The 25,417-nt window shown below is 64.9% G+C and carries 25 protein-coding genes; 14 read left to right on the top strand and 11 right to left on the bottom strand.

The features are described 5' to 3' along the window. Positions 1–66: 66 nt before the first annotated feature. Positions 67–786 (top strand): carbonic anhydrase, encoded by a 720-nt coding sequence (locus ACPRTJ_RS09890; protein ID WP_043862274.1) that lies wholly within the window; start codon positions 67–69, stop codon positions 784–786. 194 nt (positions 787–980) lie between these two features. Then, positions 981–2,507 carry a SulP family inorganic anion transporter gene (locus ACPRTJ_RS09885; protein WP_426428734.1) on the top strand — a complete coding sequence of 509 codons (1,527 nt, stop codon included), beginning with the start codon at positions 981–983 and terminating at the stop codon, positions 2,505–2,507. Positions 2,508–2,593: 86 nt separating this feature from the next. Here the strand turns inward: ACPRTJ_RS09885 and ACPRTJ_RS09880 are convergent, their stop codons facing one another. Next, the gene (locus ACPRTJ_RS09880) at positions 2,594–3,241 is read right to left on the bottom strand and encodes a hypothetical protein (protein WP_426428732.1); all 648 of its coding nucleotides are present in this window, start codon (positions 3,239–3,241) and stop codon (positions 2,594–2,596) included. Between the two features lie 311 nt (positions 3,242–3,552). On the opposite strand from ACPRTJ_RS09880, the gene coxB reads away from it, so the two are divergent. From coxB to ACPRTJ_RS09860, 4 genes are read left to right on the top strand one after another with little or no spacing between them, the layout of a single operon-like run. Beyond that, positions 3,553–4,680, top strand: a complete 1,128-nt coding sequence (gene coxB / locus ACPRTJ_RS09875; RefSeq protein ID WP_043862277.1) for a cytochrome c oxidase subunit II — start codon at positions 3,553–3,555, stop codon at positions 4,678–4,680. A 16-nt stretch (positions 4,681–4,696) separates the two neighbouring features. After that, positions 4,697–6,289: a cytochrome c oxidase subunit I gene (gene ctaD / locus ACPRTJ_RS09870; protein ID WP_054916033.1), complete on the top strand. Its 1,593-nt coding sequence runs from the start codon at positions 4,697–4,699 to the stop codon at positions 6,287–6,289. 10 nt (positions 6,290–6,299) lie between these two features. After that, the gene (locus ACPRTJ_RS09865) at positions 6,300–6,869 is read left to right on the top strand and encodes a cytochrome c oxidase assembly protein (protein ID WP_043862279.1); all 570 of its coding nucleotides are present in this window, start codon (positions 6,300–6,302) and stop codon (positions 6,867–6,869) included. Positions 6,870–6,881: 12 nt separating this feature from the next. Then, on the top strand, positions 6,882–7,769 hold the full coding sequence (locus ACPRTJ_RS09860; protein WP_043862280.1) for a cytochrome c oxidase subunit 3: 888 nt from the start codon (positions 6,882–6,884) through the stop codon (positions 7,767–7,769). Positions 7,770–7,775: 6 nt separating this feature from the next. Here ACPRTJ_RS09860 and ACPRTJ_RS09855 read toward each other — a convergent pair whose 3' ends face one another. After that, positions 7,776–7,979 (bottom strand): twin transmembrane helix small protein, encoded by a 204-nt coding sequence (locus tag ACPRTJ_RS09855; RefSeq protein WP_043862281.1) that lies wholly within the window; start codon positions 7,977–7,979, stop codon positions 7,776–7,778. A 62-nt stretch (positions 7,980–8,041) separates the two neighbouring features. On the opposite strand from ACPRTJ_RS09855, the gene ACPRTJ_RS09850 reads away from it, so the two are divergent. From ACPRTJ_RS09850 to ACPRTJ_RS09830, 5 genes are read left to right on the top strand one after another with little or no spacing between them, the layout of a single operon-like run. Then, a complete protein-coding gene (locus ACPRTJ_RS09850; protein ID WP_100634937.1) occupies positions 8,042–8,782 on the top strand; it encodes an SURF1 family protein in 741 nt (246 codons plus the stop codon). Further along, positions 8,748–9,335, top strand: coding sequence for a hypothetical protein (locus ACPRTJ_RS09845; protein WP_313717824.1), 588 nt, complete (start codon positions 8,748–8,750; stop codon positions 9,333–9,335). Before ACPRTJ_RS09850 ends, ACPRTJ_RS09845 begins: the two co-directional genes overlap by 35 nt. 12 nt (positions 9,336–9,347) lie before the next feature. Then, entirely contained in the window at positions 9,348–10,430 is a 1,083-nt protein-coding gene (locus ACPRTJ_RS09840; protein WP_426428727.1) for a COX15/CtaA family protein, read from the top strand. Next, positions 10,415–11,314, top strand: coding sequence for a heme o synthase (gene cyoE, locus ACPRTJ_RS09835; RefSeq protein ID WP_043862285.1), 900 nt, complete (start codon positions 10,415–10,417; stop codon positions 11,312–11,314). Before ACPRTJ_RS09840 ends, cyoE begins: the two co-directional genes overlap by 16 nt. Continuing rightward, entirely contained in the window at positions 11,311–11,943 is a 633-nt protein-coding gene (locus ACPRTJ_RS09830; RefSeq protein ID WP_043862286.1) for an SCO family protein, read from the top strand. Before cyoE ends, ACPRTJ_RS09830 begins: the two co-directional genes overlap by 4 nt. Before the next feature lie 119 nt (positions 11,944–12,062). On the opposite strand, the gene ACPRTJ_RS09825 is transcribed toward ACPRTJ_RS09830, so the two are convergent. From ACPRTJ_RS09825 to ACPRTJ_RS09815, 3 genes are read right to left on the bottom strand one after another with little or no spacing between them, the layout of a single operon-like run. Beyond that, complete coding sequence (locus ACPRTJ_RS09825; protein WP_043862287.1) at positions 12,063–12,836, bottom strand: MetQ/NlpA family ABC transporter substrate-binding protein; 774 nt, start codon at positions 12,834–12,836, stop codon at positions 12,063–12,065. Positions 12,837–12,896: 60 nt separating this feature from the next. Continuing rightward, the gene (locus ACPRTJ_RS09820; RefSeq protein ID WP_043862288.1) at positions 12,897–13,568 is read right to left on the bottom strand and encodes a methionine ABC transporter permease; all 672 of its coding nucleotides are present in this window, start codon (positions 13,566–13,568) and stop codon (positions 12,897–12,899) included. Then, positions 13,568–14,575 carry a methionine ABC transporter ATP-binding protein gene (locus tag ACPRTJ_RS09815; RefSeq protein WP_054916029.1) on the bottom strand — a complete coding sequence of 336 codons (1,008 nt, stop codon included), beginning with the start codon at positions 14,573–14,575 and terminating at the stop codon, positions 13,568–13,570. The genes ACPRTJ_RS09820 and ACPRTJ_RS09815 overlap by 1 nt, the downstream gene beginning before the upstream one ends. A 235-nt stretch (positions 14,576–14,810) precedes the next feature. On the opposite strand from ACPRTJ_RS09815, the gene katE reads away from it, so the two are divergent. Continuing rightward, the gene (katE, locus tag ACPRTJ_RS09810) at positions 14,811–16,949 is read left to right on the top strand and encodes a catalase HPII (protein WP_043862290.1); all 2,139 of its coding nucleotides are present in this window, start codon (positions 14,811–14,813) and stop codon (positions 16,947–16,949) included. Between the two features lie 58 nt (positions 16,950–17,007). Here the strand turns inward: katE and ACPRTJ_RS09805 are convergent, their stop codons facing one another. The 4 genes from ACPRTJ_RS09805 to zur form a co-directional block, all read right to left on the bottom strand. Next, the gene (locus ACPRTJ_RS09805) at positions 17,008–17,721 is read right to left on the bottom strand and encodes a PA5502 family lipoprotein (RefSeq protein WP_043862291.1); all 714 of its coding nucleotides are present in this window, start codon (positions 17,719–17,721) and stop codon (positions 17,008–17,010) included. A 144-nt stretch (positions 17,722–17,865) separates the two neighbouring features. After that, positions 17,866–18,648, bottom strand: a complete 783-nt coding sequence (gene znuB, locus ACPRTJ_RS09800; RefSeq protein WP_426428724.1) for a zinc ABC transporter permease subunit ZnuB — start codon at positions 18,646–18,648, stop codon at positions 17,866–17,868. Beyond that, the gene (gene znuC, locus ACPRTJ_RS09795; RefSeq protein ID WP_043862293.1) at positions 18,641–19,420 is read right to left on the bottom strand and encodes a zinc ABC transporter ATP-binding protein ZnuC; all 780 of its coding nucleotides are present in this window, start codon (positions 19,418–19,420) and stop codon (positions 18,641–18,643) included. The genes znuB and znuC overlap by 8 nt, the downstream gene beginning before the upstream one ends. Then, positions 19,420–19,902, bottom strand: coding sequence for a zinc uptake transcriptional repressor Zur (gene zur / locus ACPRTJ_RS09790; protein WP_043862294.1), 483 nt, complete (start codon positions 19,900–19,902; stop codon positions 19,420–19,422). The genes znuC and zur overlap by 1 nt, the downstream gene beginning before the upstream one ends. Positions 19,903–19,968: 66 nt before the next feature. Between zur and ACPRTJ_RS09785 the strand changes: the two genes are divergently transcribed. Beyond that, positions 19,969–20,889 (top strand): zinc ABC transporter substrate-binding protein, encoded by a 921-nt coding sequence (locus ACPRTJ_RS09785; protein WP_426428721.1) that lies wholly within the window; start codon positions 19,969–19,971, stop codon positions 20,887–20,889. Positions 20,890–20,985: 96 nt separating this feature from the next. On the opposite strand, the gene ACPRTJ_RS09780 is transcribed toward ACPRTJ_RS09785, so the two are convergent. Both ACPRTJ_RS09780 and ACPRTJ_RS09775 read right to left on the bottom strand, forming a co-directional pair. After that, on the bottom strand, positions 20,986–21,936 hold the full coding sequence (locus tag ACPRTJ_RS09780) for a homoserine kinase (protein ID WP_043862339.1): 951 nt from the start codon (positions 21,934–21,936) through the stop codon (positions 20,986–20,988). Positions 21,937–22,000: 64 nt separating this feature from the next. Then, positions 22,001–22,288: a DUF2782 domain-containing protein gene (locus tag ACPRTJ_RS09775; RefSeq protein WP_043862296.1), complete on the bottom strand. Its 288-nt coding sequence runs from the start codon at positions 22,286–22,288 to the stop codon at positions 22,001–22,003. Between the two features lie 74 nt (positions 22,289–22,362). Here ACPRTJ_RS09775 and polA point away from each other — a divergent pair, with 74 nt between their 5' ends. After that, the gene (gene polA, locus ACPRTJ_RS09770) at positions 22,363–25,143 is read left to right on the top strand and encodes a DNA polymerase I (protein ID WP_426428718.1); all 2,781 of its coding nucleotides are present in this window, start codon (positions 22,363–22,365) and stop codon (positions 25,141–25,143) included. The last annotated feature ends 274 nt before the right edge of the window (positions 25,144–25,417 follow it).

Below are 25,417 nucleotides of genomic sequence, written 5' to 3'. Positions count from 1 at the left end.
ATTGCGTTGTCTGAATCTTGAACCGGTAAAATGGACTTACCTTCAAACCGTCAAAGAGGATCAACAATGAAAGACCAGGACCCCTCTCAAAACGGCCCGGCTGATCAAGCCGAAAGCGCCGATGCCGCACTGAAGCATATCGTCGACGGCTTTTTGCATTTTCATCATGAAGTCTTCCCGCAACAGGAAGAGCTCTTCAAGAAACTCGCCACTGCGCAGAAGCCGCGGGCGATGTTCATTACCTGCGCCGACTCGCGCATCGTGCCCGAACTGATTACCCACAGCTCCCCTGGCGACCTGTTCGTGACCCGCAATGTGGGTAACGTGGTGCCGCCCTACGGGCAGATGAACGGTGGTGTATCCACGGCCATCGAATACGCGGTGATGGCCCTGGGTGTGCAGCACATCATCGTGTGCGGGCATTCCGATTGCGGGGCCATGCGTGCCGTGCTCAACCCGCAGAGCCTGGAGAAGATGCCCACGGTCAAGGCCTGGTTGCGGCATGCCGAGGTGGCGCGCACGGTGGTCGAAGACAATTGCCATTGCCACAACGAACACGAAAGCATGCAGGTGCTGACCAAGGAAAACGTCATCGCGCAGTTGCAGCACCTGCGTACCCACCCTTCGGTCGCCTCGCGCCTGGCGGCCGGCCAGTTGTATATCCACGGCTGGATCTACGACATCGAAACCAGCGAAATCACCGCCTATGACGCGGTAAGCGACCGCTTCCTGCCCCTGCAGAGCGGCCAGCCGATTCCCTGCGCCACCCCGCGCGGGCGCTACTAGCCACACCTCATTCGCAACAGGGTGACTGAAGGCTGCACGTTCGCGTGCAGCCCAGGTAGTCGGCTGCCTTGAATTTCCATGAATGCCTTGCCGGCCTGCCGGCGGCTTGCGGCTGCCCGCGTGGCGGCGTTACTGCGGCGTGCGGGCCAGCGGAATGGCCCGGCGTGATCGATAGAGGGAGAATCAAGGTGAACATGACGCAATTGAAAGCGGCCCTGCCGCGTGAACTGCTGGCTTCGGTGGTGGTGTTTCTGGTGGCGCTGCCGCTGTGCATGGGCATCGCCATCGCTTCCGGCATGCCCCCGGCCAAGGGTCTGATCACCGGCATCGTCGGTGGCCTGGTGGTGGGGTTCATCGCCGGCTCGCCATTGCAGGTCAGCGGCCCGGCGGCGGGCCTGGCGGTGCTGGTGTTCGAGCTGGTACGCCAGCATGGCATGGCCATGCTCGGGCCGATCCTGCTGCTGGCGGGCCTGCTGCAACTGCTGGCCGGGCGTCTGCGCCTGGGCTGCTGGTTCCGGGTCACGGCGCCGGCGGTGGTGTACGGCATGCTCGCCGGTATCGGCGTGCTGATCGTACTGTCGCAGGCGCATGTGATGTTCGACGCCAGCCCGCAGCCTTCCGGGCTGGCCAACCTGACGGCGTTCCCGCAGACCGTACTGCAGGCGCTGACCCAGGAAGGCCCCGGCAGTGCCTGGCAGGCGGGTGCGCTGGGCCTGGGCACCATCGCGATCATGTGGGGCTGGGAGCGCCTGCGCCCGCAGCGTTTGCGCTTCGTGCCGGGGGCCTTGCTCGGGGTGGCGCTGATGACCCTGCTGAGCCTGTGGCTGGCGTTGCCGGTGAACCGCGTGGTGGTGCCCGCCAACCTGGCCGAGGCCATCGACTGGCTGCGCCCCGCCGACCTGCTGCAACTGGCCAACCCGCACCTGCTGGTGGCGGCGCTCGCCCTGGCATTCATCGCCAGTGCCGAGACGCTGCTGTCGGCGGCGGCGGTGGACCGCATGCACAGTGGCCAGCGTTCGGACTTCGACCGTGAACTGTCGGCCCAGGGGGTGGGCAACATGCTCTGCGGCGTGCTGGGGGCCTTGCCGATGACCGGGGTGATCGTACGCAGTTCGGCCAACGTGCAGGCCGGTGCGCAGACGCGGCTGTCGGCTATTCTGCATGGGGCATGGCTGCTGGCGTTCGTGGTGGTGCTGAGCAGTGTGCTGCAGCAGATCCCGGTGGCGAGCCTGGCAGGTGTACTGGTGTACACCGGCTTCAAGCTGGTGGACTTCAAGGCGTTCCGCGGGTTGGGGCGCTATGGGCGCATGCCGATGTTCACCTACGCGGCGACCGCACTGGCGATCATCTTCACCGACCTGTTGACCGGCGTACTGCTGGGTTTCGCCCTGACTTTGCTCAAGCTTGCGCTGAAGGCGGCGCGGTTGAAGATCAGCGTCAGCCACCTGGATACGCCGGGGCACCTGGAGCTTCGCTTGAGCGGTGCGGCGACGTTTCTCAAGGTCCCGGCACTGGCCCGGGTGCTTGATAACGTACCGGTATGTACCACGTTGCATGTACCGCTGGCCCAGCTCAGCTACATCGACCACGCGTGTCTCGAGCTGCTGGAGGACTGGGGCCGGGCGAATGCGGGCAATGGATCGGTGCTGGTGATCGAGCCGCGCGGGTTGAAGCGGCGCACCGAGGGGCGGGCGCGCATGGCGGCAGGGCTTGGCGCCTGAACGATTCGCCAGCAACGCTGGCTCCTACACGGGGTGTAATCCTGTAGGAGCCAGCATTGCTGGCGAAGGCTGCGCCGCCGAGCCGGTCAGGCCGACTGATCCAGCTCCAGCCCCACGCCCAGCTGGCGCGACAGGCAAGGCCAGCGCTTCCACGCCGCGCCGGTGTCCGGGCTGCTCAGCTTGTCGCGGTAGGCCTCTACCGATTCAAGCGCGAAGCTTTCGTCGTTGAGCATTTCGTCCACCGAGTGGTGCACCACCTCATCCAGCTGGTTGGCGAATGCCTCGCCGATCAGCTGATGCGCGATCAGGTTGGCCACGGTGGTATCCAGTGGGATCAGTGGCTGCTTGAAATGCTTGATGTACAGGTCGTTCACTTCCTCCACCAGGCGGTGCGCCAGGTAGGCCTCATCCAGCAGGCAGCCCAGGCCGACCTGGCCTTGCATGATCGCCGGCGGCTGCAGGAAATAGGCTTCGGCAATTTTCAGTACCGGTTTGATCTGCGACTCGATGCCCGCCTCGCGCGCCACCGCATTGGCGGCCTCCACCAATTCGGGTACCTGGTCGATGTACGCGTCGACAAACCCCACAAGCGCCGCATGCGGGTCTTGCTCAGGCAGGTTGATCGAGGGATGCAGGTGGGGCAGTTGCACTTCAAGTTGCTTTTTCAACTGGCCGGTTTGGACCTCATGTTGACGGGCACGGGTGATCTGCTCGCGCAAAGCGGCGATGTTCATGACAACTCCAGGGACAAGGGAAACACACGGATGACATAAGGTAGCTCGGTTCGAAAAAGAGTTAAGACGGATTTGTCATAAACGATGTGCGTTTATGTCGCTGTAAGGCATATCAAATGGCCATCAACCCCCTCTCGGCGATTTTTTGCGCGGTTTGGGCGGCTGTCTATACTCCGCTTTGAAAGTGATTGGTTGATGAGGCCCGCCTGCTGTCCAGCAGGGGCTCGCCGTCGAAGTTCGCCGTCTTGACGCCGTACCCTTAGCCGTAGGCCCTGCCTCCGGGATAACAAGAATCATAAGGGGAACCCGCAATGATGCGACATCCACATGCCTGGATGGGCCTGCTGTTGTGGTCACTGTTCACGCCGGCACACGCCGCCTGGACCGTGAATATGGCGCCGGGGGCGACTGAAGTCAGCAACGCCGTGTTCGACCTGCACATGACCATCTTCTGGATCTGCGTGGTGATCGGCATCGTGGTGTTCGGCGCGATGTTCTGGTCGATGATGGTGCACCGTCGCTCCACCGGCCAGCAGCCGGCGCATTTTCATGAGCACACCTGGGTCGAGATCATGTGGACGGTGGTGCCGTTCCTGATCCTGGTGGCCATGGCCATCCCCGCCACCAAGACCCTGGTGGACATCTACGATGCCAGCGAGTCGGACGTGGATATCCAGGTCACCGGCTACCAGTGGAAGTGGCACTACAAGTACCTGGGCCAGGACGTGGAGTTCTTCAGCAACCTGGCCACCCCCGCCGATCAGATCCACAACAAGGCACCCAAGGACGAGCACTACCTGCTGGAGGTCGATCAGCCGCTGGTGATCCCGGTGGGTGCCAAGGTGCGCTTTCTGGTGACTGCCGCCGACGTCATCCATTCCTGGTGGGTGCCGGCGTTCGCGGTCAAGCGCGATGCCATCCCCGGTTTCGTCAACGAGGCCTGGACACGTGTCGAGAAGCCGGGCATCTACCGCGGCCAGTGCACCGAACTGTGCGGCAAGGACCACGGCTTCATGCCGGTGGTGGTGGAGGTCAAGTCCAGGGCCGACTACGACACCTGGCTGGCCGAACGCAAGGCCGAGTCGGCCAAGCTCAAGGAGCTGACCAGCAAGGAGTGGACCCTGCAGGAGCTCAGCGAGCGCGGCGACAAGGTCTACCACACCACCTGCGTGGCCTGTCACCAGGCCGAAGGCCAGGGCCTGCCGCCGATGTTCCCGGCGCTCAAGGGTTCGAAGATCGCCACCGGCCCGATCAAGGATCACCTGAACATCGTCTTCCACGGCAAGGCCGGCACGGCCATGGCGGCGTTCGGCAAGCAGCTCTCGGAAGTGGATATCGCCGCCGTGATCACCTACGAGCGCAACGCCTGGGGCAACAACAAGGGCGACATGGTCACGCCGAAGGATGTGCTGGCGCTCAAGCAGGCCGACAGCCAATGAACCGGGGAGACAGGACATGAGTACAGTCATCGACGACCACGGTCATGCCGCCCATGACCACGCCCACGGCCCGGCCAAGGGCCTGATGCGCTGGGTGCTGACCACCAACCACAAGGACATCGGCACGATGTACCTGTGGTTCGCCTTCGCCATGTTCCTGCTCGGCGGCTCGTTCGCCATGGTGATCCGCGCCGAGCTGTTCCAGCCCGGCCTGCAGATCGTGGAGCCGGCATTCTTCAACCAGATGACCACCATGCACGGCCTGATCATGGTGTTCGGTGCGGTGATGCCGGCCTTCGTCGGCCTGGCCAACTGGATGATCCCGCTGATGATCGGCGCGCCGGACATGGCCCTGCCGCGCATGAACAACTTCAGCTTCTGGCTGCTGCCGGCAGCGTTCCTGCTGCTGGTATCGACCCTGTTCAGCCCCGGTGGCGGGCCGAATTTCGGCTGGACCTTCTATGCCCCGCTGTCGACCACCTACGCACCGGCCAGCGTGACCTTCTTCATCTTCGCCATCCACCTGATGGGCATCAGCTCGATCATGGGCGCGATCAACGTGATCGCCACCATCCTCAACCTGCGCGCACCCGGCATGACCCTGATGAAGATGCCGCTGTTCGTCTGGACCTGGCTGATCACCGCGTTCCTGCTGATCGCGGTGATGCCGGTGCTGGCCGGTGTGGTAACCATGATGCTGATGGACATCCATTTCGGCACCAGCTTCTTCAGCGCCGCCGGTGGTGGCGACCCGGTACTGTTCCAGCACGTGTTCTGGTTCTTCGGTCACCCCGAGGTGTACATCATGATCCTGCCGGCGTTCGGCGCGGTCAGCTCGATCATCCCGGCGTTCTCGCGCAAGCCGCTGTTCGGCTACACCTCGATGGTCTACGCCACCGGGGCCATCGCCTTCCTGTCGTTCATCGTGTGGGCGCACCACATGTTCGTGGTCGGCATCCCGGTGGTGGGCGAGCTGTTCTTCATGTACGCCACCATGCTCATCGCGGTGCCCACCGGGGTGAAGGTGTTCAACTGGGTGAGCACCATGTGGGAAGGTTCGCTGACCTTCGAGACGCCGATGCTGTTCGCCATCGCCTTCGTCATCCTGTTCACCATCGGCGGTTTTTCGGGGTTGATGCTGGCCATCGCCCCGGCCGACTTCCAATACCACGACACCTACTTCGTGGTGGCGCACTTCCACTACGTGCTGGTGCCGGGGGCGATCTTCGGCATCTTCGCCTCCGCCTACTACTGGCTGCCCAAGTGGACCGGGCACATGTACGACGAAACTCTCGGCAAGCTGCACTTCTGGCTGTCGTTCATCGGCATGAACATGGCGTTCTTCCCGATGCACTTCGTTGGCCTGGCGGGCATGCCGCGCCGGGTGCCGGACTACAACCTGCAGTTCGCCGACTTCAATATGGTGTCGTCGATCGGCGCGTTCACCTTCGGCGTCACGCAGATCTTCTTCCTGTTCATCGTGATCAAGTGCATCCGTGGCGGCAAGCCGGCCCCGGCCAAGCCATGGGATGGCGCCGAAGGGCTGGAATGGTCGGTGCCCTCGCCCGCGCCCTACCACACCTTCCAGACCCCGCCGGAAGTGAAATGAGGGTGCTGCCATGAACGAGCGCACGTCGCTGCGGCGACTGGTGACGCGGCTGATGCTGCTGACCGTGGTGATGTTCGCCTTCGGCTTTGCCCTGGTGCCGATCTACGACGTGATGTGCAAGGCCTTCGGCATCAACGGCAAGACCGGCGGGCAGTACGCAGGCAGCCAGGTCAGCGACCCCACGCGCTCGGTGAAGGTGCAGTTCCTGTCGACCAATGCCAGCGACATGGTCTGGGACTTCTACTCCACCGCCGACCAGATCGACGTCAACCCGGGCGCGGTGAACCAGATGATCTTCGTGGCGCGCAACCCCACCGACAAGCCGATGACCGCCCAGGCCATCCCCAGCATCAGCCCGGCGGAGGCAGCCGCATACTTTCACAAGACCGAATGCTTCTGCTTCAGCCAGCAGGTGCTGCAGCCGGGTGAGCGCATCGAGATGCCGGTGCGCTTCATAGTCGACCGCGACCTGCCCAAGGATGTGAAACACCTGACGCTTGCCTACACGCTGTTCGATATCACCGCTCGCCAGCCGCCGGTGGCCCACGTGGCCACCCAGACCGTACAGAGCGCCCGATAAGGAGAACGATCCATGGCTGCTCATCAGCACTACTACGTACCGGCGCAGAGCAAGTGGCCGATCATCGCCACCCTCGGCATGCTGATCACGGTGTTCGGCCTGGGCACCTGGTTCAACGACATGAAGGCCGGCCACGAGGACTCCCATGGCCCGCTGATCTTCTTCGTCGGCGCACTGTGCCTGGCCTACATGCTGTTCGGCTGGTTCGGCGCGGTGATCAAGGAAAGCCGCGCCGGGCTCTACAGCCCGCAGCTGGACCGCTCGTTCCGCTGGGGCATGTCGTGGTTCATCTTTTCGGAGGTGATGTTCTTCGTGGCCTTCTTCGGTGCGCTGTTCTACGTGCGCCACCTGGCCGGCCCGGCGCTGGGTGGGGAAGGTGCCAAGGGCGTGGCGCACATGCTGTGGCCGAACTTCCAGTTCGCCTGGCCGCTGCTGCATACCCCCGACCCCAAGCTGTTCCCGCCGCCCAGCGATGTGATCGACCCGTGGCACCTGCCGCTGATCAACACCATTCTGCTGGTCAGCTCCAGCGTGACCATCACCATCGCCCACCATGCCCTGCGCAAGGATCACCGCGGTGCGCTGAAATTCTGGCTGGCGCTGACCATCGTGCTGGGCGTGGCGTTTCTCATCCTGCAGGCCTACGAGTATCACGAGGCCTACACCGAACTGGGCCTGACCCTGCATTCGGGGATCTACGGCGCCACCTTCTTCATGCTCACCGGGTTCCACGGGGCCCACGTGACCATGGGCACGATCATCCTGTTCGTGATGCTGATGCGCATCCTGCGCGGGCATTTCAGCGCCGACAAGCACTTCGGCTTCGAGGCGGCCAGCTGGTACTGGCACTTCGTGGATGTGGTGTGGGTGGGGTTGTTCATCTTCGTGTATGTGCTGTAGCCGCGCCTAGAACGGCGCGTGGGACACCAGTTGGCCGCTGTAGAAACCCCAGGCGACCAGCGCCAGGGTGATGGCGGCCAGGCTGACACGGATTTTCAGGGCGGTGAGCAGGCGGGTCGAGTTGTCATCGTCCTTGACCAGAAAGAACAGGCCGCTGAACAGGCTGATCACGGTCGCCAGCAGCATCAGGACAATCGCGGCTTTGAGCATGGCGGTACTCCGGGGGATGCGATGACTACAACAAGTATAGCGACAGCCGTTGCGGGGCCCCGATGAGGCCGTTCCGCCCCGGCCGGGTGCCGACCCTGGTGGTGATGTTGCTGCTGCCGGGGCTGATTGCGCTGGGCTGCTGGCAGTTGGGGCGCGCCGCCGAAAAGCGCGAGTTGCTGACCACCTATGCAGAGCGCCGGGTGGCAGCGCCCCTGGCCAGCGAGCAGTTGGCGCAGGCGAGCGACCCGGCCTATCGCCGGGTGCACCTGTATGGCCGTTTCGACCGCACCCACAGTGTGCTGCTCGACAACCGCCTGCGCGACGGCCAGGCCGGGGTCGAGCTGCTGCAACCCTTTCACGACCAGGCCAGCGGCCTGTGGCTGCTGGTCAATCGCGGCTGGCTGCCCTGGCCCGACCGGCGTGTGGCGGTGCAGTTCAGCACCCCCGAGACACCGCTTGCCCTGCAGGCCTGGGTATATGTGGCGCCGGGCAGCACCTTCCAGTTGCACGCCGACCCGCAAGGGGGCCGCTGGCCGCACCTGCTCACGGCGGTGGATGCCGCGCAGCTGTGGCCGCAGCTGGGCCGCGAGGGCTTTGCCCATGAACTGCGCCTGGAACCGGGCCCGGCCAGCTACCGGCTGGACTGGCCAGTGGTGGCGATGGGCCCGGAGAAACACCTGGGCTACGCCGTGCAATGGTTTGCCCTGGCCGCGGCGCTGGTTGCGCTGTACCTCTATTTCGGCTGGCACAACGACAAGGAGAACCACCATGGGCGCCGTCATGCATCCATCCGGCACGTCTGAAGTGCCGCGCCGTCGTTGGCGCGGGCGGTTGCAGCTGATTCTGATCCTGCTGGTGGTGGTGGGGCCGATGATGCTCGCCACCGGCATGTACAAGCTGCAGTTCTGGGTGCCGGAAAGCCGCAGCTACCACGGCGAACTGATCGGCAACGGCCAGGGCCGCGCCGAGCTGGGGGTCTCGACCGACGAGGCGCGTTGGCAACTGCTGGTCAGCACCCCTGGTGACTGTGACGCAGACTGCCAGCAACTGGTGTACCTGGCGCGCCAGGTACAGATCGGCCTTGGCCGCGACGCCGCCCGTGCCAGCCACGCGCTGGCCGCCGGGCAACCGTTGAGCGAGGCGTATCAGGCCAGGCTTGCGCGCGAGTACCCGCAACTGCAGCGCTATGCGCTGGAGCTGGCGCAGTACAGCAGGACCGCCGGGAGCCTGAAGGGCGCGCAGCTGTGGATCGTCGACCCCCACGGCAACCTGGTGTTGCGCTACGACGCACGGGTCAAGGGCAAGGACCTGCTCAACGACCTGCGCCATCTGCTCAAGCTGTCCAACATCGGCTAGGAGGCACGCACCATGGCCAGACCCGGATACCGTCTCGCCGTGTTCGCCACCTTCCTCGCGCTGGTGGTGGTGCTGCTGGGGGCCTATACCCGCCTGACCCACGCCGGCCTGGGCTGCCCCGACTGGCCGGGCTGCTACGGCTTCATCAGCGTGCCCAAGACCGAGGCGCAACTGGCACATGCCGAACGCCACTACCCGGACACGCCGGTCGAGGCCCACAAGGGCCGCAACGAGATGGTGCACCGTTATTTTGCCGGCACCCTGGCGCTGGTGATCGCCATGCTGGCGGTGCAGGCGCTGCGTCGGCATGGGCACAACGGCCAGCCGTACCGCCTGCCGCTGCTGCTGTTGGCGGTGGTGTTCTTCCAGGCCGCGTTCGGCATGTGGACGGTCACCCTCAAGCTGTGGCCGCAGGTGGTCACGGCGCACCTGCTGGGCGGCTTTGCCACCCTGAGCCTGCTGTTTCTGCTGAGCCTGCGCCTGTCGCGCGCGTTCATGCCCCTGCCCGGCCTGCCGCTGCGGCTAAGGCGCCTGGCCGCACTGGCGTTGCTGCTGGTGATCGGGCAAGTCGCCCTGGGCGGCTGGGTGAGCGCCAACTATGCCGCGGTGGCCTGCGTCGACCTGCCGACCTGTCACGGCCAGTGGTGGCCCGAGGCGGATTTTGCCAACGGCTTTCACCTCACCCAGCACATCGGCCCCAACTACCTGGGCGGACAGCTCGACAGCGAGGCGCGTACCGCCATCCATATTACCCACCGCCTGGGGGCGCTGCTGGTCACGCTGGTGTTGCTGACCCTGGCCTGGCAGCTGCACGCTATCGGCCTGCGGCGCCTGGCCAGGCTGGTGCTGCTGGCGCTGGCGGTGCAGGTGGGGCTGGGCATCAGCAATGTGGCGTTCGGGCTGCCGCTGGCGGTGGCGGTGGCGCACAACGCCGGTGGCGCGGCGCTGCTGCTGACGCTGGTGCTGGTCAACTACCGCACGCGCCTGGCCATACAGCCCAAGGCGCGCAGGGTCAGCCAGGGCTGGCGCCTGACGCCGCTGCGCCCGGTGGGCGTGGTGCATTATCTGGGAGAGAACCCATGGCAACGCTTCTGAACCCCGCGCGCCAGCAGGCGCTGTGGCGCGACTACCTGGAGCTGACCAAGCCCAAGGTGGTGGTGCTGATGCTCATCACCTCGCTGGTGGGGATGTTCCTGGCCACCCGCGCGGGCGTGCCGTGGACGGTGCTGGTGTTCGGCAACCTGGGCATCGGCCTGTGTGCGGGCGCAGCGGCGGCGGTCAACCATGTGGTGGACCGGCGCATCGACGCACTGATGGCGCGCACCCACAAGCGGCCGCTGGCCGAGGGGCGCGTCGCACCGCTGGCGGCGCTGGCGTTCGCCTTGCTGCTGGCGGTGCTGGGCATGGTGCTGCTGCTGAGCTTCACCAACGCACTGACCGCCTGGCTGACCCTGGCCTCGCTGCTGGGCTATGCGGTGCTCTACACCGGCTTTCTCAAGCGGGCCACGCCGCAGAACATCGTGATCGGCGGGCTGGCCGGGGCGGCGCCGCCGCTGCTGGGCTGGGTGGCGGTGACCGGGCATGTGGGCGCCGAGCCCCTGTTGCTGGTGCTGATCATCTTCGCCTGGACTCCGCCGCACTTCTGGGCCCTGGCCATCCATCGCAAGGAGGAGTACGCCAAGGCCGATATCCCGATGCTGCCGGTGACCCACGGCGAGCACTACACCAAGCTGCACATTCTGCTGTACACCGCCGCCCTGCTGGCGGTGAGCCTGTTGCCTTACGTGATCCACATGAGCGGGCCGCTGTACCTGGCGTGCGCCGTGGTGCTGGGCGGGCGCTTCCTGCACTGGGCCTGGGTGTTGTACCGTGGCAGTCGGCCGCACGCGGCGATCAGGACCTTCAAGTACTCTATCGCGTACCTGTTCCTGCTGTTCATCGCGCTGCTTGTTGACCATTACCTACTGTTGAACCTATGACTCGAACCCAGAAAACCGTTTTCATCCTCGTTGCCCTGGTCGCACTGATTCTCGGGCTTACCATCAACAAGGTGCTGAGCAATCGCAGCCAGGGCGACCCCACGGCGCTGATCGATGCCGGGATCATCCTGCTGCCGCAGAGCCGCCAGGTGCCGGCGCTGCAGATGACCGACGAGAACGGCCAGCCGGTGGTGCTGGACCAGCTCAAGGGCAAGTGGTCGCTGTTGTTCTTCGGCTACACCTTCTGCCCGGACATCTGCCCGACCACGCTGGCGCAACTGCGGCAGGTCAAGAGCGAGCTGCCCAAGGAGGCGGTGGACCGTTTGCAGGTGGTGCTGGTGAGCGTCGACCCGAACCGGGATACACCGGCGCAGTTGAAGACGTACCTGGGCTACTTCGACAAGGATTTTCGCGGGGTGACGGGGTCGCTGGAGGATACGCAGAAGCTGGCCAATGCGGTGAGCATCCCGTTCATTCCGGCCGATACCAGCAAGCCGAACTACACGGTCGATCACAGTGGCAACCTGGCGCTGCTCGGGCCGGATGGTACCCAGCGCGGGTTCATTCGGGCGCCGTTCAACAACCAGAAGCTGGTGGCGCAGTTGCCGGGGCTGGTCAAGCGCGACTGAAAGCTTCGCGGGTCAAGCCCGCTCCCACAGGTACAACCCTGGTTTCAAGGGCGGTGGAGAACTTGTGGGAGCGGGCTTGACCCGCGATGGGCTGCGTAGCAGCCCTTGGCATTTCTGAATCAGAACGCTGGCTTGACCGCGCCCTTGTACTTCTCTTCGATGAACTTCTTCACTTCAGGCGTGTGCAGTGCTGCTACCAGCTTCTTCACCGCATCCGAATCCTTGTTGTCCTCGCGGGTCACCAGGATGTTCACATAAGGCGAATCGCTGCCTTCGATGACCAGGGCGTCCTTTTCAGGGTTGAGCTTGGCTTCCAGCGCATAGTTGGTGTTGATCAGCGCCAGGTCGACCTGGGTCAGCACGCGCGGAATGGTGGCAGCTTCCAGCTCACGGAATTTCAGGCCCTTGTCGTTACCGGTGATGTCCTTCACGGTCGACAGGATGTTGGTGTTGTCCTTGAGCTTGATCACGCCAGCCTTGTCCAGCAGCAGCAAGGCACGGCCGCCGTTGGTGGCGTCGTTGGGGATGACCACGGTGGCGCCCGATGGCAGTTCGTCGAGCTTCTTGAGCTTGTTCGAATAGGCGCCCAGCGGCTCCAGGTGCACGCCGGCAACGCTGACCAGGTGAGTGCCCTTGGCCTTGTTGAACTCGTCCAGGTACGGCTGGTGCTGGAAGAAGTTGGCATCCAGGCGCTTCTCGGCCACCTGCACGTTGGGCTGGACGTAGTCGGTGAACACCTTCACCTTCAGGTCCACGCCTTCCTTGGCCAGCGCCGGTTTGACGAACTCGAGGATCTCGGCGTGCGGTACCGGGGTGGCGGCAACAGTCAGGGTCTCGGCCGCGTGGGCAGAGAAGGCCGCGACGGCGGCAACAGCAGCAAGCAGTCTTTTCATCTAATCGCTCCTTGTGAGGGCCGTTCCGGCCCCCGGCGCGTCGGCGTGGCCGACCCTTGGTTACTTACGGGAAAAATGCACAACCAGTTTGTCGCCGACACTCTGCAGAACTTGAACCAGCACCAGCAGCAGTACCACGGTGACTACCATCACGTCGGTCTGAAAGCGCTGGTAGCCGAAGCGGATGGCCAGGTCACCCAGCCCGCCGGCACCCACCACACCCGCCATCGCGGTGTACGACACCAGGGTGATGGCCGTCACGGTGATGGCTGCGAAGATGCCCGGCCGCGCTTCGGGCAGCAGGGCGTTCATGATGATCTGGCGCGTGGTGGCCCCCATCGACTGGGTGGCCTCGATGATGCCGCGGTCGACCTCGCGCAGGGCGGTTTCCACCAGTCGCGCGAAGAACGGCGTGGCACCGACCACCAGTGGCGGGATGGCCCCGGCCACGCCCAGCGAGGTGCCGGTGATGAGTACGGTGAACGGGATCATCACGATCAGCAGGATGATGAACGGCAGCGAACGCAGCACGTTGACCACCAGCGACAGCAGCGCATACACGCGCTTTTCTTCGAACAGCTGGCGCGGGCCGCACAGAAACAGCAGCACGCCCAGTGGCAGGCCCAGCAGTACGGTGAACAGCAGCGAGCCGAACAGCATGATCATGGTATCGATCGTGGCCAGCCAGATTTCGGCCCAGTCGATGTTGGCAAAGAAACTCAGGGCGTCCATCAGCGCAGTACCTCCATATGAACATCTGCCGCAATGAAGCGGGCAAATGCCGCCTCGATGTCGCCACCGGTGATGGCCAGGGTCAGTTGACCGTAGGGGGTGTCCTTGATGCGGTCGATACGTCCGGCGAGGATGCTGTAGTCCACCCCGGTTTCACGGGCCACGGTGCCCAGCAGCGGCGCATAGGTGGCGTCGCCCTGGAAGGTCAGGCGCACGATGCGCCCCGGTACATGGGCAAAATCGTCGCGCTGTTCGCTTTCGTCGACCTGCTCGTCTTCCTGCACGAAACGCTTGGTGGTTGGGTGCTTGGGGTGCAGGAACACCTGCGCCACCGGGCCCTGCTCGACGATCTGCCCGGCGTCCATCACTGCCACCTGGTCGCACACGCGGCGGATCACGTCCATCTCGTGGGTGATGAGTACGATGGTCAGCTTCAGCTCGCGGTTGATCTCGGCCAGCAATTGCAGCACCGAGGCGGTGGTTTGCGGGTCCAGGGCGCTGGTGGCCTCGTCGCACAGCAGGATCTTGGGCTTGGTGGCCAGGGCGCGGGCGATGCCGACGCGCTGCTTCTGGCCGCCGGACAGCTGTGCCGGGTACTTCCTGGCATGCTCGCTCAGCCCTACCCGGGCCAGCAGCTCGCCGACGCGCTGGTCGATCTCGGCGCGTGACATGCGCCCGGCCAGGGTCAGCGGCAGCGCCACGTTGTCGGCCACGGTCTTGGAGGCCAGCAGGTTGAAGTGCTGGAAGATCATCCCGACCTGCTGGCGGAAGCGGCGCAGGTCGTTGGCATTGAACGCCGTGACGTCTTCGCCGTCGACGATGATCTTGCCGCCGCTGGGAGCCTCGAGACGGTTGATCAGGCGCAGCAGGGTACTTTTGCCGGCACCGGAATGGCCGATCAGACCGAACACCTGGCCGTCTTCGACGCGCAGGCTGGTCGGATGCAGTGCGGGGATGTCCCTACCGGCGACGCGGTAGGTTTTATGGACTTGTTGAAACTCGATCACGTAGCGAACCTTGTGGGGCGCATGAAATAGGGTCAGCTGTTAGCCGGGGGCGCATTTTAGCCTGTTCGTATATAGGTTCTTAGCATTTATTTCGTGTTTGACCAACGCTTGAGGAATAACGCGATCAGTGGTTGCTCGCTGGTCATTCGAAAGGAACGCCCGGCACTCCTGTCAGTCACTACCTGAAGAGCCCCATCCAGGGGCCCCGCGTACGATGATGAGGAGTTGCAGACCCATGCCCAGCAAGAAGAATGCGCCCCAGGAAAGTCAACTCGCCGGCGCCCAGACGCCCGACAAGGCCAACACCAACGCCAAGCTGCAGAGCCTGGAGCCGTTTCGCAGCGATGCCACCGGCCAGGCGCTGCGCACCAACCAGGGGGTCAAGGTTGCCGACAACCAGAACACCCTCAAGGCCGGTGACCGCGGCCCCTCGCTGCTTGAAGACTTCATCATGCGCGAGAAGATCACGCATTTCGACCATGAGCGCATTCCCGAGCGCATCGTGCATGCCCGCGGCACCGGCGCCCATGGCTACTTCCAGGCTTACGAGTCGCATGCCGCACTGACCAAGGCCGGCTTCTTGCAGGACCCGGACAAGATCACCCCGGTGTTCGTGCGCTTCTCCACCGTGCAGGGGCCGCGTGGCTCGGGTGACACGGTGCGCGACGTGCGCGGCTTTGCCGTCAAGTTCTTTACCGATGAGGGCAACTTCGACCTGGTTGGCAACAACATGCCGGTGTTCTTCATTCAGGACGCGATCAAGTTTCCCGACTTCGTGCATGCGGTCAAACCCGAACCGCACAACGAGATCCCCACCGGCGGTTCGGCCCACGACACCTTCTGGGACTTCGTCTCGCTGGTGCCCGAGTCGGCGCACATGGTGATCTGGGCGATGTCCGACCGCGCGATACCGAAAAGCCTGCGCACCATGCAGGGCTTTGGCGTGCACACCTTCCGCCTGATCAACGCCGAAGGCGTGGCCAGTTTCGTCAAGTTCCACTGGAAGCCCAAGCAGGGTGTGCATTCGCTGTTGTGGGACGAGGCGCAGAAGCTGGCGGGCAAGGACACTGACTATCACCGCCGCGACCTGTGGGAAGCGATCGAGACCGGCAACTACCCGGAATGGGAACTGGGCGTGCAGATCGTGCCCGAGGCCGACGAGCATAAGTTCGAGTTCGACCTGCTCGACCCGACCAAGATCATCCCAGAAGAGCTGGTACCGGTGACGCCGCTTGGCAAGATGGTGCTCAACCGCAACCCGGACAACTTCTTTGCCGAAATCGAGCAGGTGGCGTTCTGCCCCGGTCATATCGTGCCGGGCATCGACTTTTCCAACGACCCGCTGCTGCAGGGCCGGCTGTTCTCCTACACCGACACGCAGATCAGCCGCCTGGGTGGCCCGAACTTCCACGAGATCCCGATCAACCGGCCCGTGGCACCCAACCACAACGGCCAGCGCGATGCCCAGCACCGTACCACCGTGCACAAGGGCCGGGCGTCCTACGAGCCCAACTCCATCGATGGTGGCTGGCCGAAGGAAACCCCGCCGGCGGCGCAGGATGGCGGCTTCGAGACCTACCCCGAGCGCATCGAGGCGCACAAGGTGCGCCAGCGCAGCCCCTCGTTCGGCGATCACTTCTCCCAGGCGCGGCTGTTCTTCCAGAGCATGAGCCCGACCGAGCAGGAGCACATCATCAGTGCCTACAGCTTCGAGCTGGGCAAGGTGGAGCGCGAGCATATCCGTGCCCGCGAGGTGAACGAGATTCTCGCCAACATCGACCTCAAGCTGGCGGCGCGGGTAGCGCAGAACCTTGGCCTGCCGGCGCCCAAGGCCGGCACCGTGGACGTCAAGCCACAGTCGCTCAAGGCTTCGCCGGCGCTGAGCCAGATGAACCTGCTGGGCGAAGGCATCAAGGGGCGCAAGGTGGCGATTCTGGTGGCCGATGGCGTGGATGCCACGCTGGTGGACCCGCTGGTGAAGGCGCTGCAGGCCGAGAGCGCCCAGGGCGTGCTGCTGGGGCCGACCTCGGCGCCGGTGAAGACCGCTGCCGGCAAGACCCTGGCAGTAGATGCCTCGATGGAAGGCATGCCGTCGGTGGTGTTCGATGCGGTATGGATCGCCGGTGGCAAGGCCAGTCTGCAGGCCCTGAGCGGCGATGGCGTGGCGCTGCACTTCGTGCTGGAGGCCTACAAGCACCTCAAGCCGCTGGGTACCGACAGCGATGCCAAGGCCGTGCTCGACAAGCTGGGCCTCAAGGCGGATGAAGGCATGGTGGTGGGCAGCGATCAGAAGGCCTACAAGGCGTTGATCGCGGCGATTGCCAAGCACCGGGTGTGGTCGCGGGAAGCGGCCGCCAAGGCCATTCCGGCGTAGTCAAAAAGGCCGGCTCCTTCAGGAGCCGGCCTTGCCGGCGAAGAAGGCACCGCCGACATCACTCGGCGCGCCGCGGCGTAAGCACCACCTGCGCCGGCTGGTTGCGATGAATCTCGTGGGCCTGCTGCAAGGCGAAGCTCGCATCGCGCTTGCTTACCCGCTTGGCCAGCAAGGTCTGTAGCCACGGCGCGTCATCACGGCGCGGCACCTGGAACACCACGTCACACTGGTAATTCACTACATCGGTGGCGATGTCATCCAGTTGTCGGCGAAGTTCTTCTATTTTCGTGATTTTCAACGCCACTACGGTGCTCGGCGCCGTGGGGTCGATGACTTTTGCCGGCGGCTTGGCTTCCGCCGCCTTGAGCGCGGCCTCGGCCTTGTCCAGCTCGGCCTTGCGCGCCTGGGTGATGGCGCCATTCACACCGCCGGTCAGCGCCGGGGCCTTGGGCATCAGCGCACGGGCACGTGCCAGCGCGGTGGCTGCGGCATTCACATCGCCCTTCTGCAGCACGATCTGGCTGCGCTGCAGGTAGGCTTCGGCCAGCTGGCGCTGCATGGGTTCGAGGCGTGCATCGTCCGGCGACTGGGCCTGCAAGGTGGCCAGCTGGTCTTCGGCGGTGGCCAGCTCGCTGCTGGCGATGTTCTGCTCCAGCAGCTGCCAGGCATCGGGCTGCGCGGGCGGCGGCGGGTCGACCGGCGCGCTGGAACAGGCGGCCAGCAACACGGAAAACGCGGCAAGGAGCAGATAACGGGAGGCGAACGGCTTCATTCCTGCGACTCTCTATTTGCGCAAAAAGCGAGCAAGTCTACACCCAGCGCGCTGGCGCGAAAATAACTCTTCAGGATGTAGCGGCGATTAAAATGTCGCAGGGCGCGACCCTGTCGGCCGCACCCTGCCCATGGGGCTGCGCGCTCAGCGCCGGGGCAGCGCCAGGCTCACCAAGAATAGCACTGCCGCACACACCACGATGGATGGGCCGGCCGGGGTGTCCTTGAACCACGACAGGGCCAGCCCGCTACACACCGCCACTACGCCGATCAGGCTGGCGCCCAGGGCCATCTGTTCCGGCGAGCGCGCATGCCGCTGTGCGGCTGCGGCGGGGATGATCAGCAGCGAGGTGATCAGCAGCACGCCGACGATCTTCATCGCCACCGCAATCACCACCGCAATCAGCAGCATCAACGCCAGGCGCAGCGCAGCCACCGGCAGGCCTTCGACCCGGGCCAGTTCCTCGTGCACGGTCACCGCCAGCAGCGGGCGCCACAGCGCCACGATCAGCAACAGGACCAGCGCACTGCCGCCCAGGATCCACGCCAGGTCGCCCGGGCTGATCGCCAGCAGGTCGCCGAACAGGTAGGCCATCAGGTCGATGCGCACATCGTGCATGAAGCTCAGCACCACCAGGCCCAGCGACAGCGTGCTCGGCGCGAGAATCCCCAGCAGGGTGTCGGAGGCCAGCGGCTGGCGCTGCTGCAGGGTCACCAGCAACAGCGCCAGCAACAGGCAACCGACGGTCACCGCCAGCGTCGGGCTGACGTCCAGCACGAAGCCCAGGGCCACGCCCAGCAGCGCCGCGTGGGACAGCGTGTCGCCGAAATACGCCATGCGCCGCCACACCACGAACGAGCCCAGCGGGCCCGCCACCAGCGCCAGGGCCAGGCCTGCAAGCAGGGCATACAACAGAAAATCAGCCATGCTTGCAGTGGTCTCCGTGCACATGCCCGCCAGGGGCCGGGGTGACCACCGACCCGTGCAGGTCGTGGGCGTGGTCGTGATGATGGTGGTAGATCGCCAGGCTTGGCGCGTTGTTGCCGAACAGCTCGACGAAGGCCGGGTCGCCGCTGACCTGCTCCGGGTGGCCCGAGCAGCACACGTGGCGGTTGAGGCACACCACCTGATCGGTGGTGCTCATCACCAGGTGCAGGTCGTGGGAAACCATCAGCACGCCGCAGCCGTAGCGGTCGCGCAGGCGCGTGATCAGGCTGTAGAGCTCGGCCTGACCGGCCACGTCGACGCCCTGTACCGGCTCGTCGAGCACCAGCAGTTCTGGCTTGCGCAGCAGCGCGCGGGCCAGCAGCACCCGCTGCATCTCGCCGCCGGACACGGTCTGGATGGGGCTGTCGATGACGTGTTCGGCGCCCACTTCGTTGAGGGCCGCCAGTGCTGTCTTGCGGTCCACGCCCGGCACCAGGCGCAGAAAGCGCAGTACCGACAGCGGCAAGGTAGCGTCCACCTGGATCTTCTGCGGCATGTAGCCGATGCGCAGTCGCGGCTTGCGCCATACGCTGCCGGTATGCGGCGCCAGCAGGCCGAGTACGGCGCGCACCAGGGTGGTCTTGCCGGCGCCGTTGGGGCCGATCAGGGTCACGATCTGCCCGGGCTCCACGCACAGGTCGATGCTGTCGAGCACGGCCTGGCCGCCGAAGGTGACGCCCACCTGCTCGAGGCGGATCAACGCGTTGCTCATCAGGCGCTCCGGCAGGTGCCGCACAGACCGACCACTTCGACGGTCTGGGTCTCGACACTGAAACCCACATCATTGGCGCTGGCCACGATGGCGTCGCTGATGGAGGCTTGCTCCAGTTCGATTGCCACGTGGCATTGGCGGCAGATCAGGAACTGGCCCTGGTGGGCATGCTCGGGGTGGCTGCAGCCCATGAAGGCATTGAGCGACGCAATGCGGTGCACCAGGCTGTTTTCCAGCAGGAAATCCAGTGCGCGGTACACGGTGGGCGGTGCGGCGCGGCGGCCGTCCTGCTCGCTGAGCACGGCAAGGATGTCGTAGGCGCCCAGCGGCTTGTGGCTTTGCCATACCAGCTCCAGCACGCGGCGGCGCAGGGCGGTCAGGCGCAGGCCCTGACGCGCGCACAGCGCATCGGCCTCGGCCAGCGCGCTGTGCACGCAGTGGGAGTGGTCGTGGGGACGGTTGGCCAGCGGGGTATTGGGCATGGGCAGCGACGGTTCTGTTGAGAGACGTTATTATGTTACCCGTTCCTGCCCCGATGAGTGCCTATCGTGTCCCGATTTTTTGCCCTTTTTGTCGCTTTTGTCACAAGCAGCCTGTTGATGACCCCGGCGCAGGCCGAGGTTCAGGTGCTGACCAGCATCAAGCCGCTGCAGCTGATCGCCGCAGCGGTGCAGGACGGTGTCGGTACGCCGGATGTGCTGCTGCCACCGGGCGCTTCGCCGCACCATTACGCCTTGCGCCCTTCCGATGTGCGCAAGGTGGGCCAGGTGGACTTGCTGTACTGGATCGGCCCGGACATGGAGGGTTTTCTGCCCCGTGTGCTGGGTAGCCGCAGCAAGCCGACGGTGGCGGTGCAGAACCTGCCGGGCCTGACCTTGCGCCATTTTGGCGAGGACAGCCATTCCCACGCGCAAGACGCCGACGAGCACGACCATGACCACCGCCCAGGCAGCCTGGATGCGCACCTGTGGTTGTCGTCGGTGAACGCGCGGGTGATTGCGGCGAAGATGGCGGCTGACCTGGGCGCGGCCGATCCGCAGAACCAGGCGCGCTACACCGCCAACGCCAAGGCATTCGGCGAGCGCCTGGATGCCTTGGATGCGCGGCTCAAGGCGCGGGTGAGCGCTGTTGCGGGCAAGCCGTACTTTGTCTTCCATGAAGCCTTCGATTACTTCGAGGCGGCCTACGGGCTCAAGCACACCGGCGTGTTCAGCGTGGCGGCGGAGGTGCAGCCGGGCGCGCAGCACGTGGCCGCGATGCGCAAGCGCCTGCAGGAAGTGGGCAAGACCTGTGTATTCAGCGAGCCGCCGCTGCGCCCGCGGCTGGCCGAGACGCTGACAGGGGGGTTGCCGGTGACGCTGGCCGAGCTGGATGCGCTGGGCGGCACGATGCCAGCGGATGCCAATGGCTATGAGCGGTTGCTGGAGAACCTGGGCAATGGGTTGGCGGGGTGCCTGGAAAAGCTCTGACCCACCGATCTGTAGGAGCCGGCCTTGCCGGCGAAGGGCTGCGCTGCAGCCCAACGGCTCCGCCGGCAAGGCCGGCTCCTACCTGGAGTGGCTCAGTTACAACGCGAATGGCAGGGCGATGTCCACCTGCTGACGCGCCGCCAGGCGCACCTCGAAATCCGCCGGGTCGTGAATCAGCACGTCCATCCCGGCAAACGACTCGGCCGCAATCAGCCGCGACAGCCAGAACCGCACGCAGGCCACCCGCAACATCACCGGCCACAGGTGTGCCTCGGCTGCGGTGAACGGGCGCAGCGCCGCATACGCACCCAGCAACGCCCGCGCCCGCGGCGGGTCGATCTGCCCGGCATCGTCGCAGCACCAGTCGTTCAGGGTGATCGCCAGGTCATATAGCATCGGCCCGGAGCACGCATTGTAGAAATCGATCAGCCCGGTCAGGTGGGTGCCTTCGAACAAGGCGTTGTCGCGGAACAGGTCGGCGTGCAGGTTGGCCCGCGGCAGCGCCATGATCTGGCCCTGGTGCGCGACGATCTCGTCCAGGCAGCCCTGCAGCAGCGCCTGTTGCGTCGGGTTCAGGCGCGGCATCAGTTCGGCGCCGGTCGCCAGCATCCAGTCCAGGCCACGGTCGGTCTTGCGCTCCAGCACCTTGTGCTGGGTCGCGGTGTGCAGGTGGCCGAGCAGTTCGCCCACCTGTACGCAATGCTGGTTGTTCGCCACCTTGATGTGCTTGCCCGGCAGGCGCGGCTGCAGCAGCGCCGGCTTGCCGGCCAGCTCGCGCAGGGCCACGCCGTCGCGGGTGCGCAGCGCATAGGGCACCGGCAGGTCGGCCTCGTGCAGCACGTCGAGCAGTTCGATGAAGAACGGCAGGTCCTGGATCGGCCCGCGTTCGACCAGTGTCAGCACGAACTCACCCTGTTCGAGGCTGACGAAGAAGTTGCTGTTCTCGGTGCCGGCGGCAATTCCCTGGAAGTCCCGCAGGCGACCCAGTCCATAGGGCGCCAGAAAGGTTTCCAGCTCGGGCCGGGTCAGTGGGGTGAAGACAGACATGGTCAAAAACTGCTCATTCGGGCACTTCCCGCAGGAAGTGCCAGGTGGATGGTAGGGGCCCGCATTACCACTCGAAGATTTTCCAGGAAGGAATCAGCATGTCGGGTTGGTCGGAACGGATGAAGTTGCCTTCCGAGCCGTCTGCGCGCACCAGAAAGTAAGGCTTGCCCCCTTTGGGGGTGACCTTGATGGCATACAGGAAACCGTTCTGGCGGTATTCCTGGATGGTCTTGTCGCCTTCCGTGCGAATGGTTACATCCGGATCGGCCGAAGGCGCTTCATCCGCCGCATTGGCTACCAGTGGAGCGGCAGCCAACACACCGAGCAGCAACAGGCGATTTAGTCTACGCATGATAACCTTGTCCCTTTGTCGTCAATGTTCCGGACATTCTAGCGCCGGGCCCGTTGAAAAGGTTGATTCTGCTCATGAGCCAAGCTCCCCTCGTCCTGGTGGACGGTTCGTCCTACCTGTACCGCGCGTTCCACGCGCTGCCACCGCTGACCAACTCCAAGGGCATGCCCACCGGCGCGGTGAAGGGTGTGCTGAACATGCTCAGGAGCCTGCGCAAGCAGTACCCGGACAGCCCCTTCGCGGTGGTGTTCGACGCCAAGGGCGGCACCTTTCGCGACGAGATGTACGCCGAGTACAAGGCCAACCGGCCGAGCATGCCCGACGACATGCGTGTGCAGATCGAGCCGCTGCACGCCAGCGTCAAGGCGCTGGGCTTCCCGCTGCTGTGCGTGGAGGGGGTCGAGGCCGACGACGTGATCGGCACCCTGGCCCGCAGCAGCGCCGCGGCGACCCGCCCGGTGGTGATCTCCACCGGTGACAAGGACATGGCCCAGCTGGTGGATGCGCACATTACCCTGGTCAATACCATGTCGGGCTCGTCGATGGACATCGAGGGCGTGAAGGAGAAGTTCGGCGTCGCACCCGAGCAGATCATCGACCTGCTGGCGCTGATGGGCGACTCATCCGACAACATCCCCGGGGTCAAGGGCGTGGGCGAGAAGACCGCCGTCGGCCTGCTGGTGGGCGTCAATGGCGGTATCAAGGAGCTGTACGAGAATCTCGACCTGGTGCCGAGCCTGCCGATCCGCGGGGCCAAGACCCTGCCGGCCAAGCTGCTGGAGCACAAGGAGCTGGCGTTCCTGTCGTACCAGCTGGCCACGATCAAGGTCGACGTGCCGCTGGAGGTCGGGCTGGACGACCTGCACCTGGGCGAACCTGACCGCGAAACGCTGCTGCAGCTGTACACCGAACTCGAGTTCAAGGGCTGGATCGACGAAGTTCAGCGCGAGAACAAGCGCCTGGAGCTCGCCCCGCCCCCTGCCGCCACACCCGACGCCGAGGCGCCCCCGGTGGCCGTTGCCGAGCCGGTAGCCCCTGTCGAGGCCGCCTATGAAACCATTCTGGACAAGGCACGTTTCGACGTGTGGCTGCAAAAGCTCAAGGACGCCGAGCTGTTCGCATTCGATACCGAAACCACCGGGGTCGATGCACAGCAGGCCCAGCTGGTCGGCCTGTCGTTTGCGGTCAAGCCCCATGAGGCCGCCTACATCCCGCTGGCACACGACTACGAAGGCGCCCCGCAGCAGCTGGACCGCGAGCTGGTGCTGAACGCGCTCAAGCCGCTGCTGGAAGACCCGAACAAGGCCAAGGTCGGGCAGCACGCCAAGTACGACATCAACATCCTGGCCAACTGCGCGGGCATCACCGTGCGTGGGGTGGCCTTCGACACCATGCTCGAATCCTATGTGCTGAATTCCACGGCCACCCGCCACGACATGGACAGCCTGGCCAAGAAGTACCTGGACCACACCACCATCGGCTTCACCGACATTGCCGGCAAGGGTGCCAAGCAGCTGACCTTCAACCAGATCCACCTGGACAAGGCCGGCCCCTACGCCGCCGAAGATGCCGACATCACTCTGCGCCTGCACCACAAGCTGCACGCCGAGCTGGCGGCGCTGCCAAGCCTGGCCAGTGTGCTGAGCGATATCGAGATGCCGCTGGTGCCGGTGCTGGCGCGTATCGAGCGCGAGGGCGCGCTGGTGGATGCCGACCTGCTCAGGATCCAGAGCGGCGAGCTGGGCGACAAGATGGACACGCTGGAGCGCGAAGCCATCGAGCTGGCGGGCGAGCCGTTCAACCTGGGTTCGCCCAGGCAGCTGGGCGCCATCCTTTATGACAAGTTCGGCCTGCCGGTACTGAAGAAGACCCCCAAGGGCCAGCCGTCGACGGCTGAAGAAGCCCTTGAGGCGCTGGCCGAGGAAGGCTTCCCGCTGCCCAAGGTGCTGATGCAGTACCGCTCCATGAGCAAGCTCAAGAGCACCTACACCGACCGCCTGCCCGAGCAGATCAACCCGCGTACCGGGCGTATCCACACTTCCTACCAGCAGGCGGTGGCTGCCACCGGCCGCCTGTCGTCCAGCGACCCGAACCTGCAGAACATCCCGGTGCGTACCGCCGAGGGCCGGCGCATTCGCCAGGCCTTCATCGCGGCGCCCGGCTACAAATTGCTGGCGGCGGACTACTCGCAGATCGAGCTGCGCATCATGGCCCACCTGGCCAAGGACGAGGGCCTGCTCAGCGCCTTCCGCAACGGCCTGGACGTGCACACTGCCACCGCGGCCGAAGTGTTCAAGGTGGAGCTTGGCGACGTGACCTCCGACCAGCGGCGCAGCGCCAAGGCGATCAACTTCGGCCTGATCTACGGCATGGGCGCAAAGAAGCTGGGCAAGGATATCGGCGTCGACAGCAAGACGGCCAAGGCCTACATCGACGTGTACTTTGCCCGCTACCCGGGCGTGCGCGACTACATGGAGCGCACCCGCAAGCAGGCGGCCGACCAGGGCTACGTGGAAACGCTGTTCGGGCGGCGCCTGTACCTGCCGACCATTCACTCCAACCGTCCGCAGGAGCGCGCTGGCGCGGAGCGTACCGCGATCAACGCGCCGATGCAGGGCACCGCAGCTGACATCATCAAGCGCGCCATGGTCACGGTGGACAACTGGCTGGCGAGCACTGCGCTGGATGCCCGGGTGATCCTGCAGGTGCACGACGAACTGGTGCTGGAAGTGCGCGAGGACCTGGTGGAACAGGTGGCGCAGGAGATTCGCGTGCACATGAGCGGTGCCGCGCAGCTGGATGTACCGCTGGTGGTGGATGTGGGCGTGGGGGCGAACTGGGACGAGGCGCACTGAAAAGCGTGCTTGGCGCCTACCAGAAACAGAAATTTGCTGCGGCATAAGGTCGCGGCAATTTCTGCTTTTTCGGCCTATGGAAAATAGTTTCCCGCGCCGAGGAACTAAACCGGTGAACCACGACTCAGAGTAACTGAATGGCTGGTGAAGCCCTTCGATGCTCCTATGTTGTGTTAAGTGTTGGCAGATATCTGGACCCCGCCCTAGCGGTCCGGAACTTGAACCCCGAACTTCCCCCTCCCCATACGAAGTCCGGGGTTTTTTTTGCCCGGCA

This window comes from Pseudomonas palmensis (assembly GCF_049942755.1).
GTDB classification, from domain to species: domain Bacteria; phylum Pseudomonadota; class Gammaproteobacteria; order Pseudomonadales; family Pseudomonadaceae; genus Aquipseudomonas; species Aquipseudomonas palmensis.
Note: the sequence above shows the minus strand (reverse complement) of the source record. Positions and strands in the feature narration are given on the sequence as shown.

Bases quoted from the DNA above. Each gene is read 5' to 3' on its own strand.
- ACPRTJ_RS09805 (WP_043862291.1), bottom strand. From the start codon at position 17,721: ATGAAGCCGTTCGCCTCCCGTTATCTGCTCCTTGCCGCGTTTTCCGTG.
- ACPRTJ_RS09865 (WP_043862279.1), top strand. From the start codon at position 6,300: ATGAACGAGCGCACGTCGCTGCGGCGACTGGTGACGCGGCTGATGCTG.
- ACPRTJ_RS09825 (WP_043862287.1), bottom strand. From the start codon at position 12,836: ATGAAAAGACTGCTTGCTGCTGTTGCCGCCGTCGCGGCCTTCTCTGCC.
- ACPRTJ_RS09820 (WP_043862288.1), bottom strand. From the start codon at position 13,568: ATGGACGCCCTGAGTTTCTTTGCCAACATCGACTGGGCCGAAATCTGG.
- ACPRTJ_RS09855 (WP_043862281.1), bottom strand. From the start codon at position 7,979: ATGCTCAAAGCCGCGATTGTCCTGATGCTGCTGGCGACCGTGATCAGC.
- ACPRTJ_RS09890 (WP_043862274.1), top strand. From the start codon at position 67: ATGAAAGACCAGGACCCCTCTCAAAACGGCCCGGCTGATCAAGCCGAA.
- ctaD (WP_054916033.1), top strand. From the start codon at position 4,697: ATGAGTACAGTCATCGACGACCACGGTCATGCCGCCCATGACCACGCC.
- ACPRTJ_RS09885 (WP_426428734.1), top strand. From the start codon at position 981: ATGACGCAATTGAAAGCGGCCCTGCCGCGTGAACTGCTGGCTTCGGTG.
- ACPRTJ_RS09845 (WP_313717824.1), top strand. From the start codon at position 8,748: ATGGGCGCCGTCATGCATCCATCCGGCACGTCTGAAGTGCCGCGCCGT.
- ACPRTJ_RS09880 (WP_426428732.1), bottom strand. From the start codon at position 3,241: ATGAACATCGCCGCTTTGCGCGAGCAGATCACCCGTGCCCGTCAACAT.
- ACPRTJ_RS09775 (WP_043862296.1), bottom strand. From the start codon at position 22,288: ATGCGTAGACTAAATCGCCTGTTGCTGCTCGGTGTGTTGGCTGCCGCT.
- katE (WP_043862290.1), top strand. From the start codon at position 14,811: ATGCCCAGCAAGAAGAATGCGCCCCAGGAAAGTCAACTCGCCGGCGCC.
- ACPRTJ_RS09860 (WP_043862280.1), top strand. From the start codon at position 6,882: ATGGCTGCTCATCAGCACTACTACGTACCGGCGCAGAGCAAGTGGCCG.
- coxB (WP_043862277.1), top strand. From the start codon at position 3,553: ATGATGCGACATCCACATGCCTGGATGGGCCTGCTGTTGTGGTCACTG.
- znuC (WP_043862293.1), bottom strand. From the start codon at position 19,420: ATGAGCAACGCGTTGATCCGCCTCGAGCAGGTGGGCGTCACCTTCGGC.
- zur (WP_043862294.1), bottom strand. From the start codon at position 19,902: ATGCCCAATACCCCGCTGGCCAACCGTCCCCACGACCACTCCCACTGC.
- ACPRTJ_RS09780 (WP_043862339.1), bottom strand. From the start codon at position 21,936: ATGTCTGTCTTCACCCCACTGACCCGGCCCGAGCTGGAAACCTTTCTG.
- polA (WP_426428718.1), top strand. From the start codon at position 22,363: ATGAGCCAAGCTCCCCTCGTCCTGGTGGACGGTTCGTCCTACCTGTAC.
- znuB (WP_426428724.1), bottom strand. From the start codon at position 18,648: ATGGCTGATTTTCTGTTGTATGCCCTGCTTGCAGGCCTGGCCCTGGCG.
- ACPRTJ_RS09840 (WP_426428727.1), top strand. From the start codon at position 9,348: ATGGCCAGACCCGGATACCGTCTCGCCGTGTTCGCCACCTTCCTCGCG.
- ACPRTJ_RS09850 (WP_100634937.1), top strand. From the start codon at position 8,042: ATGAGGCCGTTCCGCCCCGGCCGGGTGCCGACCCTGGTGGTGATGTTG.
- ACPRTJ_RS09830 (WP_043862286.1), top strand. From the start codon at position 11,311: ATGACTCGAACCCAGAAAACCGTTTTCATCCTCGTTGCCCTGGTCGCA.
- cyoE (WP_043862285.1), top strand. From the start codon at position 10,415: ATGGCAACGCTTCTGAACCCCGCGCGCCAGCAGGCGCTGTGGCGCGAC.